Here is a 20,496-nt window from a genome sequence, read left to right on the forward strand (position 1 = left end):
CATAAGCGAGAAAATATTACCTTATAGTAGGAGGGTTTAAAGTGAATTTTTTAATAGGGGATTTTGACAGTAATATAATTAGCGAAACAAAAAAAGCTGATATATCGGTTCAGAGGGACTATTGGGTTAACGAATTCAGCGGCGAAGTACCGGTTATGGACATGCCGACAGATTATCTACGGCCGAAGGAACGGAGATTTTGCGGGGCAAAAACAGCACTAGGGACAGGGAGAGAGCTTAGAGAAAAGATAAAGAAGCATGCGGAAGAAACAGGAACAACGGAATACATGATATTTCTATCGGGCGCCATGATACTTCTGAGCAAGTACAGCAGACAGGAAGACATCGTAATTGGAAGTCCTATCAGTGCACGAACACATAAGGATACTGAGGGTATGCAAGGGATATTTGTAAATACGCTTGCAATGAGGGGGGCACCAGAGGGGAGTAAGACATATGAAGCGTTTTTGGAAGAAATAAAGGAAAAATGCTTAAGGGCATATGAGAATCAGGAATATCCGTTTGATGAACTGGTGGAGTCCTTAAAGGTAACGAGGGATATGTCCAGAAATCCGCTGTTTGATGTCATGCTAACCCTGCAAAATAATGAAAAAGCTAAATATCACCTGAATGGCATCAAGGTTGATTATATTGATACGGAAGTTGAGATATCAAAGTTCGATTTAGAATTTAATATATATGATGTAGATAATAGATATGGGATAACATTATCTTACTGCACTGACCTATATAAGAAAGAAACAGCAGATCTGATGCTAAGTCACTATAAAGTGATACTGGAACAGATAGTAGAGAACAGGTATAAACAGATCAAGGAAATAGAAGTGATCACAGAAGAAGAACGCAGCAAGATCCTTGGTGAATTCAATGATACACAGATTGAATATTCAAAGGATAAAACCGTGATTGACCTCTTCGAAGAACAGGTGAAGAAGACTCCTGATAACATATCGGTAGTTTATAATAACGAAAAACTAACATACAGTGAATTAAATAAGAAGGCAAATCAGGTTGCAAGAAAACTTCGCGAATTTGGTGTAAAACCTGATGATTTTGTTGCAGTTATTGCTGAGCGGAGTCTTGAAATGATAATCGGCATCTATGGGATATTAAAGGCAGGAGGGGCGTATGTACCTATAGATCCAGACTATCCGGAGGAAAGAATTAAGTATATGCTGGAGGATTGTTCTCCAAAAGTAATTATGACAGTTAGGGTAGTGAAATCATTTAACTCAAATACCCCAGTCATTAATATAGGTGATCAACAAGTATACAATAATAAGGATGATGAGAATCTACAGATAATTAATAAACCAAGTGATCTTGCTTATTGCATTTATACATCAGGAACAACTGGGATACCAAAGGGCGTACTTATTGGGCATGGAAACCTTGTAAATTATTGTTCAAATAATAAAAAAAACGTAATGCGCATAGGTTTTGAATCTGGATACAAAAAAATAGTTTCAGTAACCAATTATAGCTTTGATATTTTTGGTACAGAAATCTGGCTGGCTTTATTAAATGGTATGACAGTATATATTGCAAGTACTGATTCTCTTAGAGATGATAAATATTTTAGTCAATTAATAAAAAATAATAACATCGAAATTTTACAGACCACACCTAGCCTCATAAGATCCTTGTTGTCCAACGAATGGAGAGAATGTTATGAAAGTCTTAAATTAATATTGTTGGGCGGTGAAAAAGTTGATCAAACCATTGCCGAGTCGATTTATAAAATGACAAATGCGAGTCTTATCAATGTATACGGGCCAACCGAAACAACAATTTGGTCAACTTGCTTTTTAACTGAAAAGGCCATAAAAAAAAATATTCCAATCGGTAAGCCGATTTCAAATACAACAATATATATATTAAATGACAAAAAACTATGTGGAGTAGGGATGAGGGGAGAACTGTGCATTGCAGGTGAGGGTGTTTCGCGTGGATATTTGAACCGTCCAGAGCTGACGGCGGAGAAATTTGTTGAGAATCCATATGGTGAAGGGATGATGTACCGTACAGGAGATCTCGGGAGATGGCTTCCGGATGGTAACATAGAATATCTAGGACGTATGGACGAGCAGGTTAAGATTAGAGGATTAAGAATAGAGCTTGGCGAGATTGAAAGTACGTTAAGGAAGATAGAGTACGTAAAAGACTGTGCAGTTATTGCAAGAGAAGATAAGAACGGAGAAAAGTCAATTTATGCATATGTCGTAAGTGAACAGGAAATAAGTGTATCGGAGGTTAGGGATAAGCTTAGTAAGTCATTGCCAAGTTACATGATACCGTCATACATGGGCCAGATAGAGCAGATTCCTGTCACAAGTAATGGGAAACTGGATAAGAGAGCGCTACCTGAACTGGAAGCAAACACAGGAAAGGAATATGAAGCACCTCGGAACGAAACCGAGAACATGCTATGTGAAATCTATCAAGAGATCCTGAATGTCGATAAAGTGGGAATTAATGATGGTTTTTTTGAACTGGGTGGACATTCTTTAAGAGCAATCAGGGTAATAAACAGAATAGAAGCAAAGACAGGTATCCGGTTAGGTATAAAGGATATCTTTATCACACCGACGGTAAAGGGATTAAGCGAGAAGATAGCAAAACAGGTAAAACATAAATATGAATCGATACCGGAAGCAGAGATAAAGGAATTTTATCCGATGTCATCGACGCAGAAAAGGATATATTTCGTATGCCAAATGGATGATGCAGGAGTGGCCTATAATATGCCACGAGTAATGAGGGTGACTGGAGAAGTGTGCCCTGAAGGAATAAAAGCAGCAATGCAGGAAATGCTAAACCGTCATGAGATACTGCGTACGGAGTTTCTAATGAAAGACGGGGAGCCGGTACAGAGAATCAGAGAAGAGGTCAGGGCAGATTTTAAGTATATTGAAGACAGCGAGACAAGTGAAGTAGATATTATAAAAGATTTCATAAAACCGTTTGATTTAAGTGAAGCCCCACTATTCAGGGCGGAGCTTGTTAAGAGGGACGATCATTATTTGTTCATGCAGGACACCCATCATATCGTGAGTGACGGTATGAGCAATGAAATATACACAAAGGAATTCCATACACTATATAGTGGCGGGAAGCTTGAACCGCTGATGCATCAATATAAGGACTACAGTGAGTGGATGCTCAGAAGGGATTTATCTGCCCAAATGGAGTATTGGGTCAACGAGTTCAGTGGCGAGGTACCAGTCCTAGACATGCCGACTGATTATCGACGGCCGCAGGAACGGAGTTTCAGTGGGGCAACAACGACAGCAAGGACAGGGAAAGAGCTCGGAGAAGAGATCAAGAGGCTTGCGAGAGAAACCGGAACAACGGAATACATGATATTCATAGCGGCTGCAATGGTATTGTTAAACAAATACAGCAGACAGGAGGATATCATAATAGGAAGCCTCATTGGTGCAAGGACACATAAAGACACCGAGAGTATGCTGGGAATGTTTGTAAATACTCTTGCGATGAGAGGGACTCCTAAGGGGAATAAAGCATTTCAAGAGTTTCTTGGAGAGATAAAGGATAAGTGTTTAAAAGCGTATGAGACTCAGGAATATCCGTTTGAGGAGTTAGTGGATTCCGTGGATGTGACAAGAGATATGTCCAGAAATCCATTATTTGATGTATTGCTTGTGCTTCAAAATAACGAGAAAGCAAACTATGGTTTCAAAGGTATAGATGCAGAATATTGTGAATTAATAAATACGGAAGCAAAATTTGATTTAACCTTTGATATTTATGATGTTAATGGCGATTTTGAAATTGAACTTGAATACTGCACATCATTATACAGGGAAGATACTGCTATAAGAATGACGCAGCACTTGATTGAGATATTAAAGCAGGTGACGGATAACAGAGAGATCAGGCTTTTGGAAATCGAAGCAATCACAGAAGAAGAACGCGTAAAGATGTTGGGCGAATTCAATGATACTCACATTGAATATCCAAGAGATAAAACGGTGGTAGAGTTGTTCGAAGAACAGGTAGAAAAAAAACCTGACAAGGTTGCCATTAGCTTTAACAGCAATGAGCTTACATTTAGGGAACTGAGCGAAAAAGCCAATCAGCTTGCAAGAGTTCTTATTGGAAAAGGTGTGGGGAAAGAAGTTATTGTAGGATTGATGACTACTCATTCCCTAGAGTCAGTTCTTGGTATTCTTGGTGTTTTAAAAGCAGGTGGGGCTTATTTACCCATCGATTCTGATTATCCTGCAGCCAGGATAAATTACATGCTTGAGGACGCAGGCTGCAATATATTACTTACCAATTGTACAATTCATGAAGGGATCAGTTTTAAAGGTGACATTATAAACCTTGATCTCCCTAGTTTATACATCGGCAATAAAACAAACATCGAAGCGATCAACAAACCAAATAATCTCGCGTATGTAATATATACATCGGGATCGACAGGAATGTCGAAGGGCGTAATGATAGAACACCAGGGGTTGGTGAATTATATTTGGTGGGCAAAGCAAATGTATGTAAAAGATGAGAATGAGGTATTTCCCTTATATTCATCTTTGGCATTCGACCTTACGGTTACATCAATATTTACCCCATTAATCAGTGGAAACAAAATTGTTGTTTACCGAGATAACGAAGATGAATATGTATTATACAGAATAATGAAAGACAATAAAGCTACTGTTATCAAGCTTACTCCTTCTCATCTGTCATTATTGAAAGACATAGAAAATGGGCAATCTACAATTAAGAGGTTCATAGTCGGAGGAGAGGACTTGAAGGTTAACCTTGCAAAGCTTATATATGAGAGCTTTGGAGGTAGAATTGAAATATACAATGAGTATGGTCCTACCGAAACAGTTGTAGGAAGTATGATTCACAAATATGATTTTGAAAATGATCTAAGAGCTTCAGTACCTATAGGGTTGCCTGCACATAACGTACAAATATATATACTTGATACTAACCTTAATCCAGTACCTGAAGGTATTATAGGAGAAATGTATATCTCGGGAGATGGTGTCGCTAGAGGTTACATGAATAGGCTTGATCTGACACAAGAAAGGTTTATTGCGAATCCTTTTATAGAAGGTAAACGAATGTACAAAACGAGTGACCTTGCGAGAAGGTTGCAGGATGGTAATATTGAATTCTTAGGAAGGATAGATGAGCAGGTTAAGCTAAGGGGGTATAGGATAGAACTTGGAGAAGTTGAAAATGCAATTAAAAGGATAGAAGGGTTAAAAGACTGTGTAGTAATAGTTAGCGCTGATCAAAACGGAGATAAAACTATTTGTGCATATATTGTAAGTGATGATGTGATAAGTGTGTCAGAAATTAGGGGAACTCTTGGTGATTTATTACCAGAATACATGATACCAGCAAAAATAATGCAGATTGAAAGTATTCCTATAACAAAAAACGGGAAAATAAACAAGAATGCGCTGCCTGAAATAATGAGCATGAAAGAAAGGGAGATTATAGCACCTAAAAATGAACCAGAAGAAGTAGTAATCAGAGTATTTAGAGATGTTCTAGGGATTGAACAAGTAGGAGTAAAAGATAATTTTTTTGAACTTGGTGGAGATTCTATAAAGGCAATACGCATTGCTTCAAAAATGCGTGAAGCAGGATATGAAGTATCAGTAAAAGATATAATGAATAAGCATTCGGCTGAGGCAATATCACAAATAGCTAAGCAGGCAAAGAAAAATAAATATGAGCAAGGCGAGGTTTTTGGGGAAGTTAAAGAAACCCCGATACTAGCTTCTTTCAGAGAAAATAAATATAAAGTTCCGTGGCATTATAACCAAGAGGCTATGTTTAAGATCGATTCTGACAATTCCGAGATAGTATGTGAAATATTGAATGCGATTGTCGAGCATCATGATATATTAAGGTCTGTTTACAGAAACGATATTCTTGAGATTCTCCGTTGCTCAGATAGCAGGAAGTATGGTTTTGAATATCTTGATCTTAGCAGTGAAGAAAATGAATATAAGCAAATAGATGAGGAGTGTACAAGAATTCAGTCAAGCTTTGACTTGGCAAATGGCCCTTTAATTAAAGCAGCACTGATCAAGTCGACAAAAGGCAACTTCATGTTTATTTGCATTCATCATCTTGTAATAGACGAAGTGTCTTGGAGAATATTGATTGAGGATTTTAATACGGCGTACAGGCAAATAATAAAAGGTGAAAATATAAAATTACCGCAAAAGACAGCATCATACAAGGAGTGGAGCGAAACACTTGAGGAATATAGCCAAAGTGAAATACTAAATAAAGAGAAGGTCTACTGGAATAATGTTGTTGATAAACTGACTGAGGGTTTTTTAATAGGGTTAGAAAAAAACACCGAAACGAGGTTTGATATTGGTAAAATATGTATTTCATTGACTGAAGAAGAAACTGAAAATCTTGTTAAAAAATCAGGAAAGGCATATAACACGGAAATTAATGACTTATTGCTATGTGCTCTAGGTATGGCGGTAATGAAATTGACAGGGCAGGAGACATTGACTGTTGGCCTTGAAGGGCACGGACGTGAGGAAATACATAAAAAGATAGATGTTGACAGGACGGTTGGATGGTTTACGAGCATATATCCGGTGATTATTACTACTCGAGAGAATATAGAAGAAACTATAATTGAGACGAAGGAAATGTTGAGAAGGGTACCGAATCGTGGAGTAGGCTATGGACTTATGAAAAAGTTCCTAGGCGACATAGTAGCGGATATATATTTCAACTATCTTGGAGAAACGGATGCGGAAAACAAAAGAATAGAGGATGATTACTCGATTGGGAAGAGCATTGCTGATGAGAATTATGAAGATTACATCAACATAAACGGAGAAATTGTAAATCAAAAATTATCCTTTGCGTTCACTTACAAAAAATGTATGTATAATGATGAAACAGTTGGAAAGTTGGCAGGATTTTTAAAGGACAGTATTAAAGAAGTTATAAATTTTTGCACAAATAAGGGAATCGGACATCAAACACTTGCGGATGTGATTGTAGATAGGAATGATTTGAATAATGATGATCTTGATATACTTAATTCCTTATTTAATTGAGGAGATGCAATGAAAGAAGGTATTTCTGTGAAAAGTAGCATAATTGTTAATAATTCAATCGAAAAGGTATACTCCCTTTCACCACTACAAGAAGGCATATTATATCACTATATTTCAGGAGAAAAAAAACAAAGCTATATTGTTCAGCAGGTTTATGAACTGACCAGCTTTATTGACGAAGAATTGATGAGGCTATCTTTGAGGCTCCTTGCGAAAAGGCATAATTCTTTGAGAACGTCAATAATTTATGAAAATCTATCTGTGCCTAAAATTGTTATTGTAAGAGATAAGGAAATTGAATACGAAATGAAAGATTTATCTAGACTAAGTGATTGTGATCAGCAAAAGGGGATAGCTGGGGTATTATCTTCAGAAATGGAGAGGGGGTTTAATTTTCAAAAAGATTCACTTTTAAGAGTTAAACATCTAAAATTTAGTGAAAATAAGCATATACTTATTTGGACCTACCATCACATTATTATGGATGGTTGGTGTACATCGTTAGTATTCAATGATTTTTTACGGTTTTATACAGAGCTAAAACAAGGAGCAAGTTTTTCTGAGATTGAAAATATTATTGTTGGTGAATTGCTTCAAACCGCTGATTATAGTGATTATATCAAGTGGCTGGAAAAACAAGATAATAATGCCGGGATGGAATATTGGAAGAGTTTACTTGAGGATTACGACGAGAACACTGAGATTTTGCCTATTGGCACACGAGAGTTTGCCGATAAGCAGGCTGATAAAGCTGAATATAGATTATCTGAGGAATTAAGCAACCGTATTGTATCCTTTGCAAACAAAATTAATGTCACACTTAACACAGTAATAGAAGCAGCTTGGGGAGTTGTACTTCAGAGGTTTAGTAATTCAAATGATGTTATATTCGGGAAGGTTGTATCAGGTAGGAATGCTCCCATTTACGGTATTGAGGATATTTTAGGTTTATTTATAAATACAATTCCGGTTAGAGTAAGGACAGAAAAAAACTGCACAGTTACTTCATTAATACGTGATGTACAAAAACAAGCGATCGAAAGCAATGATTATCATTATTGTTCGTTGGCAGATATACAATCAATGACAATGCAGGGAAGTCAACTGATAAAGACACTTTTTACTTTTGAAAATTTCTACAGACATAAAAATGAATTTGACGAATTTCAAAGCAAAATGATTGAGTGCAGGGAATATACATCTTATTCTATCTCAGTCAGTGCATGTTTGAATGAAAATATTCTAGACTTTGGGATTGAATTTGACCCTAATATATTTTCGATAAATGAAATTAATGGTCTGCTTATTTATATTGAACAAACGCTATTAAAATTTGTAGAAAATCCTACTTTGGAAATCAACAAATTGGAGATAATCTCTAATGAAGAAAAAGCAAAGATACTGGGCGAATTCAACGATACATATATTGAATACCCGAGAGATAGAACGGTAGTGGATTTGTTTGAAGCGCAGGTGAAGAAGACACCGGAAAACATAGCGGTGATTTATGAGGATGAGAAAATAACGTATGCGGAGCTGGACAGGAAAGCGAACCAACTGGCAGGGAAGCTAAGGAAACTTGGGATAAAACCGGATGATTTTGTTGTGATGTTCACAGAGAGAAGCATCGAAATGATAATTGGTATTTACGGGATACTGAAGGCAGGAGGGGCGTATGTACCGATAGACCCGGAATTCCCGGAGGATAGAATAAAGTATATGTTGGAGGATTGCAAACCCAAAGCGGTGTTGGTCCATCAAGCTGAAATAAGTACTAAAATACCTATAATCGACCTGGGGAACAAAGCGATATATACAGGGACGTCAGGAAATCTCAGTAAGGTGAATACACCAAACGATTTGGCGTATTGCATATATACCTCGGGAACAACGGGCAAGCCCAAGGGTGTATTAATTGAGCATCAAGGTTTGCATAATTTAATGATTGCTTATACTGAATTATACCAATTAAATCCGAGTGATACAGTACTTCAGGTTGCAAATTATATATTTGATCAGTCGGTATGGGATACTTTTAACATTCTTACAGTGGGCGGAACATTATGCTTGATTTCAAGAGATGATGTCAGAACACCCGCAGCAATAGAAAGATGCTGTAATAAAAACCATGTAACGGTAGCATCATTTACGCCGGCGGTAATAAGGGAGTTGGATCCGGACAATTATTCTGGGTTAAGAATATTAGACTCAACTGGAGAATCGGCAGATCCGGAGGTTTTGAAGAAATGGGTAAAGGGCAGGAACGTATTAAACACATACGGACCGACTGAAATAACAGTCAACTCATCAAGTTACAGATATAGTGGAGAAAATATAAGAAATATCCCCATAGGAAAACCTGTAGCGAATACGAAATATTACGTAGTGTATGGCAGTCATAGCCTGTGCGGGATTGGAATACCAGGGGAATTGTGCATAGCGGGAACAGGTGTAGCCAGAGGTTACCTGAACAAGCCCGAGTTAACGGCGGAAAAGTTTGTGAAGAACCCATTTGAAGAGGGAATGATGTACAGGACAGGTGACCTCGCGAGATGGTTACCAGACGGAAACATAGAATATCTCGGCAGAATAGACGAACAGGTTAAGATAAGAGGACATAGGATAGAACTAGGGGAAATTGAAAATACGATACGAAGGATAGAAAAGGTAAATGACTGTGCAGTAATCACGAAGGAAGATGATAGCGGAGACAGGTCCCTATATGCGTATATCGTGAGCGCAGAAGCAATAAACGTGCTTGAAATTAGGGAAGTGCTGGAGAACAGTATGCCCGATTACATGATACCAGCATATATAGCGCAAATAGAGTCCATACCGTTGACAAGGAGCGGAAAGCTTGACAGGAGGGCGCTTCCGCATATAGAGAGCAGGAGTGAAAGGGAGTACATTGCACCGAAAACAGAGGAAGAGGAAGTTTTATGTAAAGCTTTTTGTGAAATACTAGGGGCAGAGCAAGTTGGAGTTAACGATAACTTTTTTGAATTGGGAGGTGATTCGATAAAATCAATACGAGTGATCTCTAAATTAAGGGTATCTGGGTACGAGGTAACGGTAAGAGACATAATGAAAAAAAATACCGTTCGATTAATTGCACAAGCTATGGTGAAAATAGGGCTGAATAGATATAGCCAGGGTGAAATAACGGGAAGAGTCAAACCGACCCCAATTATTATGGATTTTATTAAAAGTAACTATACGGAGCCGTATCATTATAATCAGGCAATGATCATGAGACTTGAAAAAAAGACTACAGAGGCAATAAAAAAAACGATTACCGCAGTAGTAAAGCATCATGATATATTACGTTCGGTGTACCGGGAAAATACTCTTGTAATATTGAGTAAATCACAAAGTAAACTGTATGATTATGAGGAAATAGAGGTGAAAGGCGCTGGATACGTACAGGAAATAGAGAAAGAGTGTACACGAATTCAGAGAAGCATAAATCTTGAAGATGGCCCGCTTGTAAAGGCTGCAAAGATAAGTACGGTAAAAGGTGAATATCTGTTTTTATGTATTCATCATCTGGTAGTAGATGGAGTATCGTGGAGAATACTTATTGAGGATATAATCAGTGGAATAAACCAGGTGGAATCAGGAAGGGAGATAAAGCTACCGGAGAAAACGGCATCGTTCAAGGAATGGGCGGAAGCTATAGAAGAATACCGTGGAAGCAAACAACTTGCAAGAGAAAAAGCGTATTGGGAAGAAGTCACGAATAATCTGAAATACGGGATCATTAAAAATGAAGAAACAGGAGAAGTTGGATATGGAAATATAACAATAGAGTTTGAAAAGAAGATAACGGAGCAGCTGTTGTATAAATCGGGAAGGGCATATAATACGACAATTAATGATTTACTTTTAGCGGCAATGGGAACAGCGATAAGAAAACTGACAGGGCAGAACAAGGTATCTGTAATGCTGGAAGGACACGGAAGAGAAAGAATACACAAAAAAATTGATATAGACAGGACAGTAGGATGGTTTACCAGTGAATACCCTGTGATAGTGGAGAGTGGGGGAAATATTGAAGAAGCCATCATAAACACAAAAGAGATGCTACGAAAAGTACCAAACTATGGATTAGGATATGGACTGTTGAAAGAAGAAGAGGGACAAAGAAAGGCCGGTATATTATTCAACTATATGGGGGAAATGGATGCTGAAAACAAGGGAGGAGGAAGTGTTCCATTACCAGTGGGGCAAAATGTATCACAAAGAAATCATTATAGTCAACCAATAGAAGTTAACGGAGAAATTGCGAATGGTTATCTAATTTTTAAAATTTCATTCGATAAGAGTAAGTATTCGACAGAAATGATAGTTAAACTTTCAAATTGGTTCAAAAGATCACTTGATGAAATAGTTGAGCTTTGCGTTTCACACAAGCAAGAACTGAATACAATATCTGATATTACTTCAGAAGAGATAACATCAGATGATCTAAGTTTAATTAATTCTTTATATGGTCATCTATAAACATCAACGCATGCTGATGGCGGCGTATACAGAAGTCTATAATCTGAGTTCAAAAGTTACAGTATTGCTAGTTGTAAATTATGTATATTTGGTCAGTCCGTGTAGGGTATTTTTGATATTTTATAAGAAGAGGAACAATGCTGATATTACGAGATAATGTTAGGACACCATTAGCAATCGAAAGTTACTGAAAGCTAATACGTTTAGAATCCTTTACACTGACGGATAACTAAGTTAGATGCAGAAAACATGCTGAATCAGAAAGGGAATAATACCCCCAAAAAAGGATGGCATCGTTCAAGGATCGGAAGCACTAGACGGGTACCGTAAGTGCAAAATACTTGAAAGAACGTATTGGAATATAATAGTCAATGATCTGAGTTATGGAATGATTAGTAAGAATCTATATTTTGGACGAAATGTTTCGGAGATAATCTATTTCAAGAATATATAGAATTTAATGAGGAGATTTACAATATTTCTTTTGATAGGACTCGATAATTCAACCATTTTGAATTTGCTGAGTTATTAGAATGTCACTTAGAAATTTAACTAAGTTTTAAACTTTCTACGTGTTTGGGTAAAAAACAGAGCCCTGCCTTTTAAATTAAATAAGTATTATATTGGAGGTAATTATATGTTACTTAGTCAAAAGGATATTAATGACTATAAAGAAAAAGGTTATCTTTTCTTCCCATCTTTTTTATCTAGTCATGAAATTATTCAATTAAATACAGAACTTTCTATTTTGATTAAAGAAGAATCAATTAAAGTATATGAAAAAAATGAGAAAACAATAAGATCTTTACATGCTCCAAACTTACAGAGTGTTGTATTTGATGATCTTCAGAGTGATCCAAGACTACTTGAACCAGCTATGCAATTATTAGAAAGTGAAGTATATGTTCATCAGTATAAAGTTAACTTAAAAGCTGCATTTGATGGAGATGTATGGAAATGGCATCGGGATTATATCTTCTGGCAAAAAGAAGATGGGCTCCCAAAATCACTTTTGACAAACGTAGTAGTATATTTAGATGAGGTAACTGAATATAATGGTCCATTGATGTTAATTCCATGCTCTCATAATGTTGAGATGAAAAACAGTAGAGTAAAGGGAGATATAAATCAAAATAATAATGAAGAATGGTTAAATCATTTAAGTGCAGATTTTAAATATACAATAGATAATAAGGAAATTAAAACGTTAGTAGATTCATATGGAATTGTCGCACCAAAAGGTCCTTCTGGTTCAGTATTATTTTTCCATCCAGAACTTGCACATGCTTCTGCTCCAAATCTATCACCATATAATCGGAATATTGCGATAATTACATATAATAGTATTAGTAATACTCCTATTCAAGAATCCAAGCGTCCAGATTTTCTAGCAAATAAAAATTATTCCCCTCTCAAAGTGAAAATTATCGAGAAGGGCAGATAATACGACAATAATTGATTTACTATTAGTGGCAATAGGAATAGTTAAGAAAAGTTACAGGGCTGAGCAAGTTATCTGTAATGCTGGCAGGGCACGGAAGAGAAAGAGCACTCAAAAGAATTGACATAGACAACATTAAGTTGGTTTAACAGTCCCTTTTATGGTTAAAAATGTAATAAAATACACAATAATCCATCGAAATACAAAATAGATTACTCTTCTTTAAAATACTCACCCGAAGGAGAGTAGTTCACTCACAATAGATGTTGTTCGAATCCGTTGTAGACAAAAAATGGAAAGATGATGGAGAATCTGGCCTAATTTTGCACTTGGTGAGTCCATTTGCGACTCTTATCCGTTAGTTATCATATAAATCATTTCAATGAAAGATGCTTTACCTTTTATCGCTTCTTAGTAGACGGTAATAGGTTTAGATCATATTCGTTGTAGATAAGATTGCGAATCTCTGGTGGGTATTTTAAAAATGTAGCAATACCTCTCAGTTTCTTCGGAGCAGCTATATTTGGTGCTTAAGACTTCTTCGAAGCGATTCAACTCCACCAGAGTTGCTTCTTTGATAGCCGTTTTTCTATATGGTAGAGAGGAAGCTTGTTAGAATATCATATACAATGTTTCCTTTCTTTGAATTGATTGCTTCCAGGAATACGATAGCGTACACGTGCTCTGTAACGGGCAATAATGTCATTCCTTGTTGAGCGAAAAGATATGAGATTTGAGGCGTTGGAAATGATCGTCAGTATAGGTAGTTCATATGATCATGAAAGTTTTTTGCATTTACACATTTCCCTATATGCAAATATTCTTCAATACCTGTAAAAATTCTTCCGTGATATGTAGCTCAAACTTGTTGTTGCGATCGCGTGGAAATGCCGAATACTCACGAATTAACCTTTTCTTGGTTTTGACGTTAGACTGTTGCTAGTTGTCTTATTCTTAATGTCCTGCTTCTAGACCAAGCTCACTGTCGATTCTAAGCAAACTGGAAATCGTCCACCGTTAGTGGTTAGTTGTTTTCGACAAATGCTGTGCCTTTTTTTTAATCACGCTATTTACGTGATCCACTTTTATTAATCATTAATACAAGCTGATTGGAGGAAGGGATAGGATGGATAGAAATATAGTTAATAGTGCGATTGAAAGGATTTATGCTTTAACGCCGTTGCAAGAAGGTATGTTGTATCACTATTTGGTAGATAAGGGATCAAAAAGTTATGTAACTCAGGATGTGTATTTAATAGATGGAATAGTAGATGAACAATACATAAAGAAGGCATTGCATTTTTTGACACAGAAATATTCGGTATTAAGGACAAGCATAATGCATGAAAAAATATCAATGCCAAGACAAGTTGTATTGAAGGAGAGAGATATTGAGTATGAAAAAATTGATTTATCCGAATCTGATGAAGAAAAGCAAAGTGAAAAAGTAAATAAAATACTATACGATGATATAAACAGGGGATTTGACATACAAAGAGATTCACTTTTAAGGATTACTTATATCACCTTAAAGAATAAGAGCTACATGGTTTGGACATCCCATCATATTATATTAGATGGCTGGTCTACCTCGCTTGTTGTCGGAGATTTTAAGAGATATTATGCAAAGTTGAAGAAGGGTAACCGGGCAGCCCAAATAGAAAAAGAAATAGAAGAAGAAAAGAACAAAACACCTGAATTTGGAGCTTATGTTAACTGGGCAAAAAGTCAAGATAAAGAGAGTGCAATTGAGTATTGGAAACAATTCACTGGAGATTATGAAAGTAAAGCAGAAGTACGTCCGATGTTAAAGCCGAAGAAAATAGAAAAACAGGTGGATTCTATCGAATTGGAAATCCCAGAGGAGCTTAGCCAAAGAATCATAAAGCTAGCTAAAAAAAGCAATGTTACAATAAACAACATAGTGGAGACAGCATGGGGAATATTACTGCAAAAACACAATAACACGGATGATGTTATATTTGGGAAAGTAGTATCCGGCCGGGAAGCACCACTTAATGGAATAGAAAAGATGGTCGGATTATGTATTAATACTGTACCAGTGCGGGTAAAAACCGATAAGGGAATGACAATAGAAGAGTTGATAAGGGCACTTAAGGATCAGGGGATCGATGGGAAGAATCACGAGTATTGTTCACTCGCTGAGATACAAAGTGCTACGAAACAGAAAAGTGAGTTAATAAAAACACTATTTGTGTTTGAAAACTATTATGTTGACGAAGATAATTTAATTCTCAGTGCAGACAGTCTCAAATTGACTTTAGTAAAAACAAGGGAACAAACGAATTATGCATTGACTTTTGGAGCGAGAATGATCGGAGCTAAATTGAATTTTGACATCATGTATAATCCAAATGAATATGAGAGAAATGAAATTGAAAACATTTTAGCGCATATTGAAGTGGTTTTGGGTTTAATTTGTCATAATCCGCAAAAAAAGGTGAATGAGATAGAGGTAATGACTGAAGCTGAGAAGCTAAAAGTATTTGGCGAGTTCAATAATACAGATTTTGAATATCCAATGAAAAAAACGGTTATAGATTTATTTGAAGAGCAGGTAGAGAAAACACCAAATAATATAGCTGTAGAGTATGAGGGAGAAGAAATATCCTATTCAGTTTTAAATCGAAAAGCGAATCAACTTGCGAGAAAGTTACGAAAAATAGGGGTCAAGCCAGATGATTTTGTTGTGTTGTTAACCGATAAAAGCATCGAAATGGTAATTGGATTACTTGGAATACTGAAAGCGGGCGGAGCATTTGTGCCAATTGATCCTGATTATCCAGAGGAAAGAATAAGGACAATACTAGATGATTGTAAACCTAAGGGTATTATTACATACAATGCAAAAATTAATACTGAAATACCTTTAATTAATCTTGTAGACGAAGGAATATATACTGGAATATCAAGTAATTTAAGTAAAGTAATCACTCAAGAGAATCTTTTTTATTGTATATATACATCAGGAACAACCGGAAAACCAAAAGGAGTTATGCTTGAGCACATAGCAATATATAATTTGATTTTATGTGGTTTTCAATACATTGGAATGTTGCCATTTTCTCGAGTAGCATGGACAACGAATTTATGTTTTGATGCATCAGCTCATGAAATTTTTTGTACACTTTTAAGTGGTGGAACGGGGTTAATAATAGATAATAGAATAAAAAAAGAAATAGATTCTTGTGTGAAGAGGCTGAAGGATTTTAATACAGATACAATTTTTACAACACCTTCATATTTCAATACTCTTGTATCGGAAGATGAGAATTATTTTGCAAATGGTATTAACCAAATCGTATTAGCGGGCGAAGAATTTAAGGTTAATTCAGCAATTAAATTTTCAGAAAATGTAAGGTTTTATAACTTTTATGGTCCTGCTGAAACACACTGTGCAACCTTTAAAAAGGTTGAAATAGATGAATTGCAGAATAATAACATTTCTATAGGAAAACCATTTTCGAATTTCCAGATATATATACAAAATGAAGGTCAGTTGCAGGGGATTGGAATTCCTGGAGAAATATGCATAGCTGGCATTGGAGTAGCAAGGGGATACTTTAATAATCATGAATTAACTACGAAAAAATTCGTAAAGAATCCATATGGAATAGGCATGATGTATCGCACAGGAGATCTGGGAAGATGGTTGTCTGATGGGAACATAGAATACCTAGGACGTATTGACGAGCAGGTGAAGATCAGAGGAATAAGGATTGAGCTTGGCGAGATCGAGAGTACGTTAAGGAAGATAGAGAACGTCAAAGACTGTGCAGTCATTGCAAGAGAAGATAAAAACGGAGAAAAGGCAATCTATGCATTTATCGTAAGTGAACAGAGAATAAGTGTATCGGAGTTTAGAGATACGCTTGGTAAGTCACTGCCTAGTTACATGATACCGTCTTATGTAGGGCAGATAGAGAAGATTCCCGTTACAACGAATGGAAAACTCGATAAGAGAGCACTACCTGAACTGGAAGCAAGTACAGGAAAGGAATATGAAGCACCTCGGAATGAAACAGAGAAAATGCTATGTGATATCTATCAAGAGATACTGAATATCGATAAAGTGGGAATTAATGATGGTTTTTTTGAACTGGGTGGACATTCATTAAGAGCAATCAGGGTAATAAACAGGATTGAAGCAAAGACAGGCAATAGGTTAGGGATAAAGGAAATTTTTATCACGCCAACGGTAAAGGGATTAAGTGAGAGGATAGCCAAACAGGAAAAGCAAAGATATGAACCGATACCAGAAGCAGAGACAAAGGAATATTATCCGATGTCTTCGACGCAGAAGAGGACCTATTTCATATGCCAAATGGATGATACAGGATTGGCATATAATATACCATGGGTAATGAAACTTACGGGAGAAGTGTGCCCAGAAGTAATTAGAGAAGCAATGCAGGAAGTGCTCAATCGACACGAGATACTGCGCACAGAGTTTCTGATGAAAGATGGGGAGCCTGTACAGAAAGTCAGAAAAGACGCCAGCGTTGATTATAAGTTTATTGAAGACACAGAGACAAGTGAAGAAGATATTATAAAAGATTTCATAAAACCGTTTGATTTGGGGAAAGCACCATTATTCAGAACAGAGCTTGTAAAGAGAGAGGATCATTATTTATTGATGTTTGATACGCATCACATTGTAAGTGATGGAATGAGTATTGTAACATTCTTAAATGAGTTCAGAACACTATATAACGGGGAAACGTTCAAAGCGTTGCCACGTCAATATAAGGACTACAGCGAATGGATGAATGCAAGAGATTTATTTGATCAAAAAAAGTACTGGTTAGATGAGTTCAGCGGTGAAATCCCAGTGCTGGATCTGCCGACAGATTATGCAAGAAAGCAAAAATTAAGTTTCCGAGGGACAACAACAGAAATAGAAATCGGGAAGGAACTTGGAGAAAAAATTAAGAAGCTTTCAGAGAAAACAGGAACAACAGAGTACATGATATTTCTATCGGTTGCAATGATACTCATGAGCAAATATAGCAGTCAGGAAGACATCGTAATTGGAAGTCCTGTCAGTGCACGAACACATAAGGATACTGAGGGTATGCTAGGGATGTTTGTTAATACACTTGCGATGAGAGGAATACCAGAGGGAGATAAGATATATGAAACGTTTTTGGAAGAAATAAAGGAAAAATGCATAAGGGCATATGAGAACCAAGAATATCCTTTTGAGGAATTGATTGAATCGGTTAACGTGACAAGGGATTTATCCAGAAATCCACTGTTTGATGTCATGCTTGTATTGCAGAATAATGAAAAAACAAGTATGGAACTAAATAAAGTTGTAGTGGAACATATTAATACAAAAGATGAGATATCAAAATTCAATTTAGAATTTAATATTTGTGAAGTAAATAATAAATTTGAGATAATATTATCATACTGCACTGATCTATATAAGAAAGAAACTGTAGAACTGATGCTCAGTCACTATATCGTGATACTAGAACAGATAGTAGAAAATAGATCTAAACAGATCAAAGAAATAGAAGTGATTACAGAAGAAGAACGCGGCAAGATCCTTGGTGAATTCAATGATACACGGGTTGAATATCCGATGGATAAAACTGTGATCGACCTCTTTGAAGAACAGGTAATGGAAACTCCTGAAAACATAGCGGTGATTTATGAAGAAAAGAAAATCACATATGCTGAGTTAAACAAGAGATCAAATCAACTCGCAAGGAAATTGAGAAAATTAGGGGTAAAGCCAAATGAATTTGTTGCCATAATCTCAGAGCGGAGCATCGAGATGGTCATCGGTATCTACGGCATAATGAAAGCCGGAGGCGCATATGTACCGATCGATCCGGAATTCCCGGAGGAAAGAATTCAATATATGCTGGAGGATTGCAGATCGAAGGCAGTACTGGTATATAATGCAGAGATCAATACGGAATTACCAGTGATCGATCTGTCTGACAAGGATATATATATAGGTGAATCTACAAATCTCCAAAAGGTAAACAAGTCGGAAGATCTAGTATATTGCACGTATACTTCAGGGACAACAGGTAATCCAAAAGGAATACCTGTACGGTACAGAAATGTAGTAAATCTAATAACCTGGTATAAAGACAGGTTTGAGATGAATGAGAGATCCAAAGTCATGCTAATGGCATCCTTAAGCTTTGACTTAACACAAAGAAACATATTTGGACCACATATAAGTGGAGGAACCGTATGCTCATGCGGAGATACTAATGTCTATGATCCAATAAAGATAGTGGAATTTGTAAAAGAACAGGGCATCACAATAATCAATTGTGCGGCAAGTGCTTTCTATGCATTGATCAATGCAGAAAAGCAGAACGGGTATAACGGTCTTAAATCATTAGAAAAAGTATATCTTGTAGGCGAAGCTTTGTTATATGCAAAGCTGGAAGATTATATGTCTTCCAGTAACTGTAAGGCAATAATCGTAAACGGATATGGTCTAACAGAAGATTCTGGAATAGCCAGTACTTATGAAGTAACGAATCAGGCTGTGAATGAATACATAATTCCTATAGGTAAGCCTTTGTATAATAAACAGATGTATATCGTTGAAAATGGGAAGCTTTGCGGAATTGGAGTAAAGGGTGAGATATGCATCTGTGGGGCAGGTGTCACAGATGGTTATTTAAATAATGTGGAGCTGACGGCAGAGAAATTTGTGCCAAACCCATATGGCGAAGGCATGATGTACCGTACAGGAGATCTAGGAAGATGGCTTCCGGATGGTAACATAGAGTACCTAGGACGTATGGACGAACAGGTGAAGATCAGAGGACTAAGAATAGAGCTTGCCGAGATCGAAAGTACGTTAAGGAAGATAGAGAACGTCAAAGACTGTGCAGTCATTGCAAGAGAGGATAAGAACGAAGAAAAGGCAATCTATGCATATATCGTAAGTGAACAGGAGATAAGCGTATCGGAAGTCAGGGATACGCTTGGTAAATCACTGCCAAGTTACATGATACCTTCTTATGTAGGGCAGATAAAGAAGATTCCCGTTACAAGGAATGGAAAACTGGATAAGAGGAAGCTGCCTGTACTAGAAGCAGGCATAGGAAAGGGATATGAAGCACCTCGGAGCGAAACCGAGAAAATGCTATGTGAAATTTATCAAGAGGTCCTGAATGTAGATAGAGTAGGAATAAGCGATGGATTTTTTGAGCTGGGCGGCCATTCCTTAAGAGCAATCAGGGTAATAAACAGGATAGAAGAAGAGACAGGCATTCGGCTAGGCATAAAGGAGATCTTTATCACACCGACGGTAAAGGGGTTAAGTGAAAAGATAGCAAAACAGGGAATCCAGAAATATGAACCGATACCGGAAGCCGAGATAAAGGAATATTATCCGATGTCTTCGACGCAGAAGAGGACCTATTTCATATGCCAAATGGATGA

Annotated in this window: 4 protein-coding genes; all 4 read left to right on the top strand. The window is 36.8% G+C overall.

Annotated features, from left to right (window positions below; translation table 11 throughout):
• Nucleotides 1-41: 41 nt before the first annotated feature.
• The gene (locus tag BVG16_RS07755) at nt 42-7,106 is read left to right on the top strand and encodes a non-ribosomal peptide synthetase (protein WP_078497942.1); all 7,065 of its coding nucleotides are present in this window, start codon (nt 42-44) and stop codon (nt 7,104-7,106) included.
• A gap of 9 nt (nt 7,107-7,115) precedes the next feature.
• The gene (locus BVG16_RS07760; protein ID WP_078497943.1) at nt 7,116-11,609 is read left to right on the top strand and encodes a non-ribosomal peptide synthetase; all 4,494 of its coding nucleotides are present in this window, start codon (nt 7,116-7,118) and stop codon (nt 11,607-11,609) included.
• Nucleotides 11,610-12,246: 637 nt separating this feature from the next.
• A complete protein-coding gene (locus BVG16_RS07765) occupies nt 12,247-13,053 on the top strand; it encodes a phytanoyl-CoA dioxygenase family protein (protein WP_078497944.1) in 807 nt (268 codons plus the stop codon).
• A gap of 1,123 nt (nt 13,054-14,176) precedes the next feature.
• Nucleotides 14,177-20,496, top strand: a 6,320-nt coding sequence (locus BVG16_RS07770) for a non-ribosomal peptide synthetase (RefSeq protein WP_144027320.1), incomplete at its 3' end; no start/stop codon positions are given.

It is taken from the genome of Paenibacillus selenitireducens (assembly GCF_002021565.1).
GTDB classification, from domain to species: domain Bacteria; phylum Bacillota; class Bacilli; order Paenibacillales; family Paenibacillaceae; genus Paenibacillus_K; species Paenibacillus_K selenitireducens.

Bases quoted from the DNA above. Each gene is read 5' to 3' on its own strand.
- BVG16_RS07760 (WP_078497943.1), top strand. From the start codon at position 7,116: ATGAAAGAAGGTATTTCTGTGAAAAGTAGCATAATTGTTAATAATTCA.
- BVG16_RS07765 (WP_078497944.1), top strand. From the start codon at position 12,247: ATGTTACTTAGTCAAAAGGATATTAATGACTATAAAGAAAAAGGTTAT.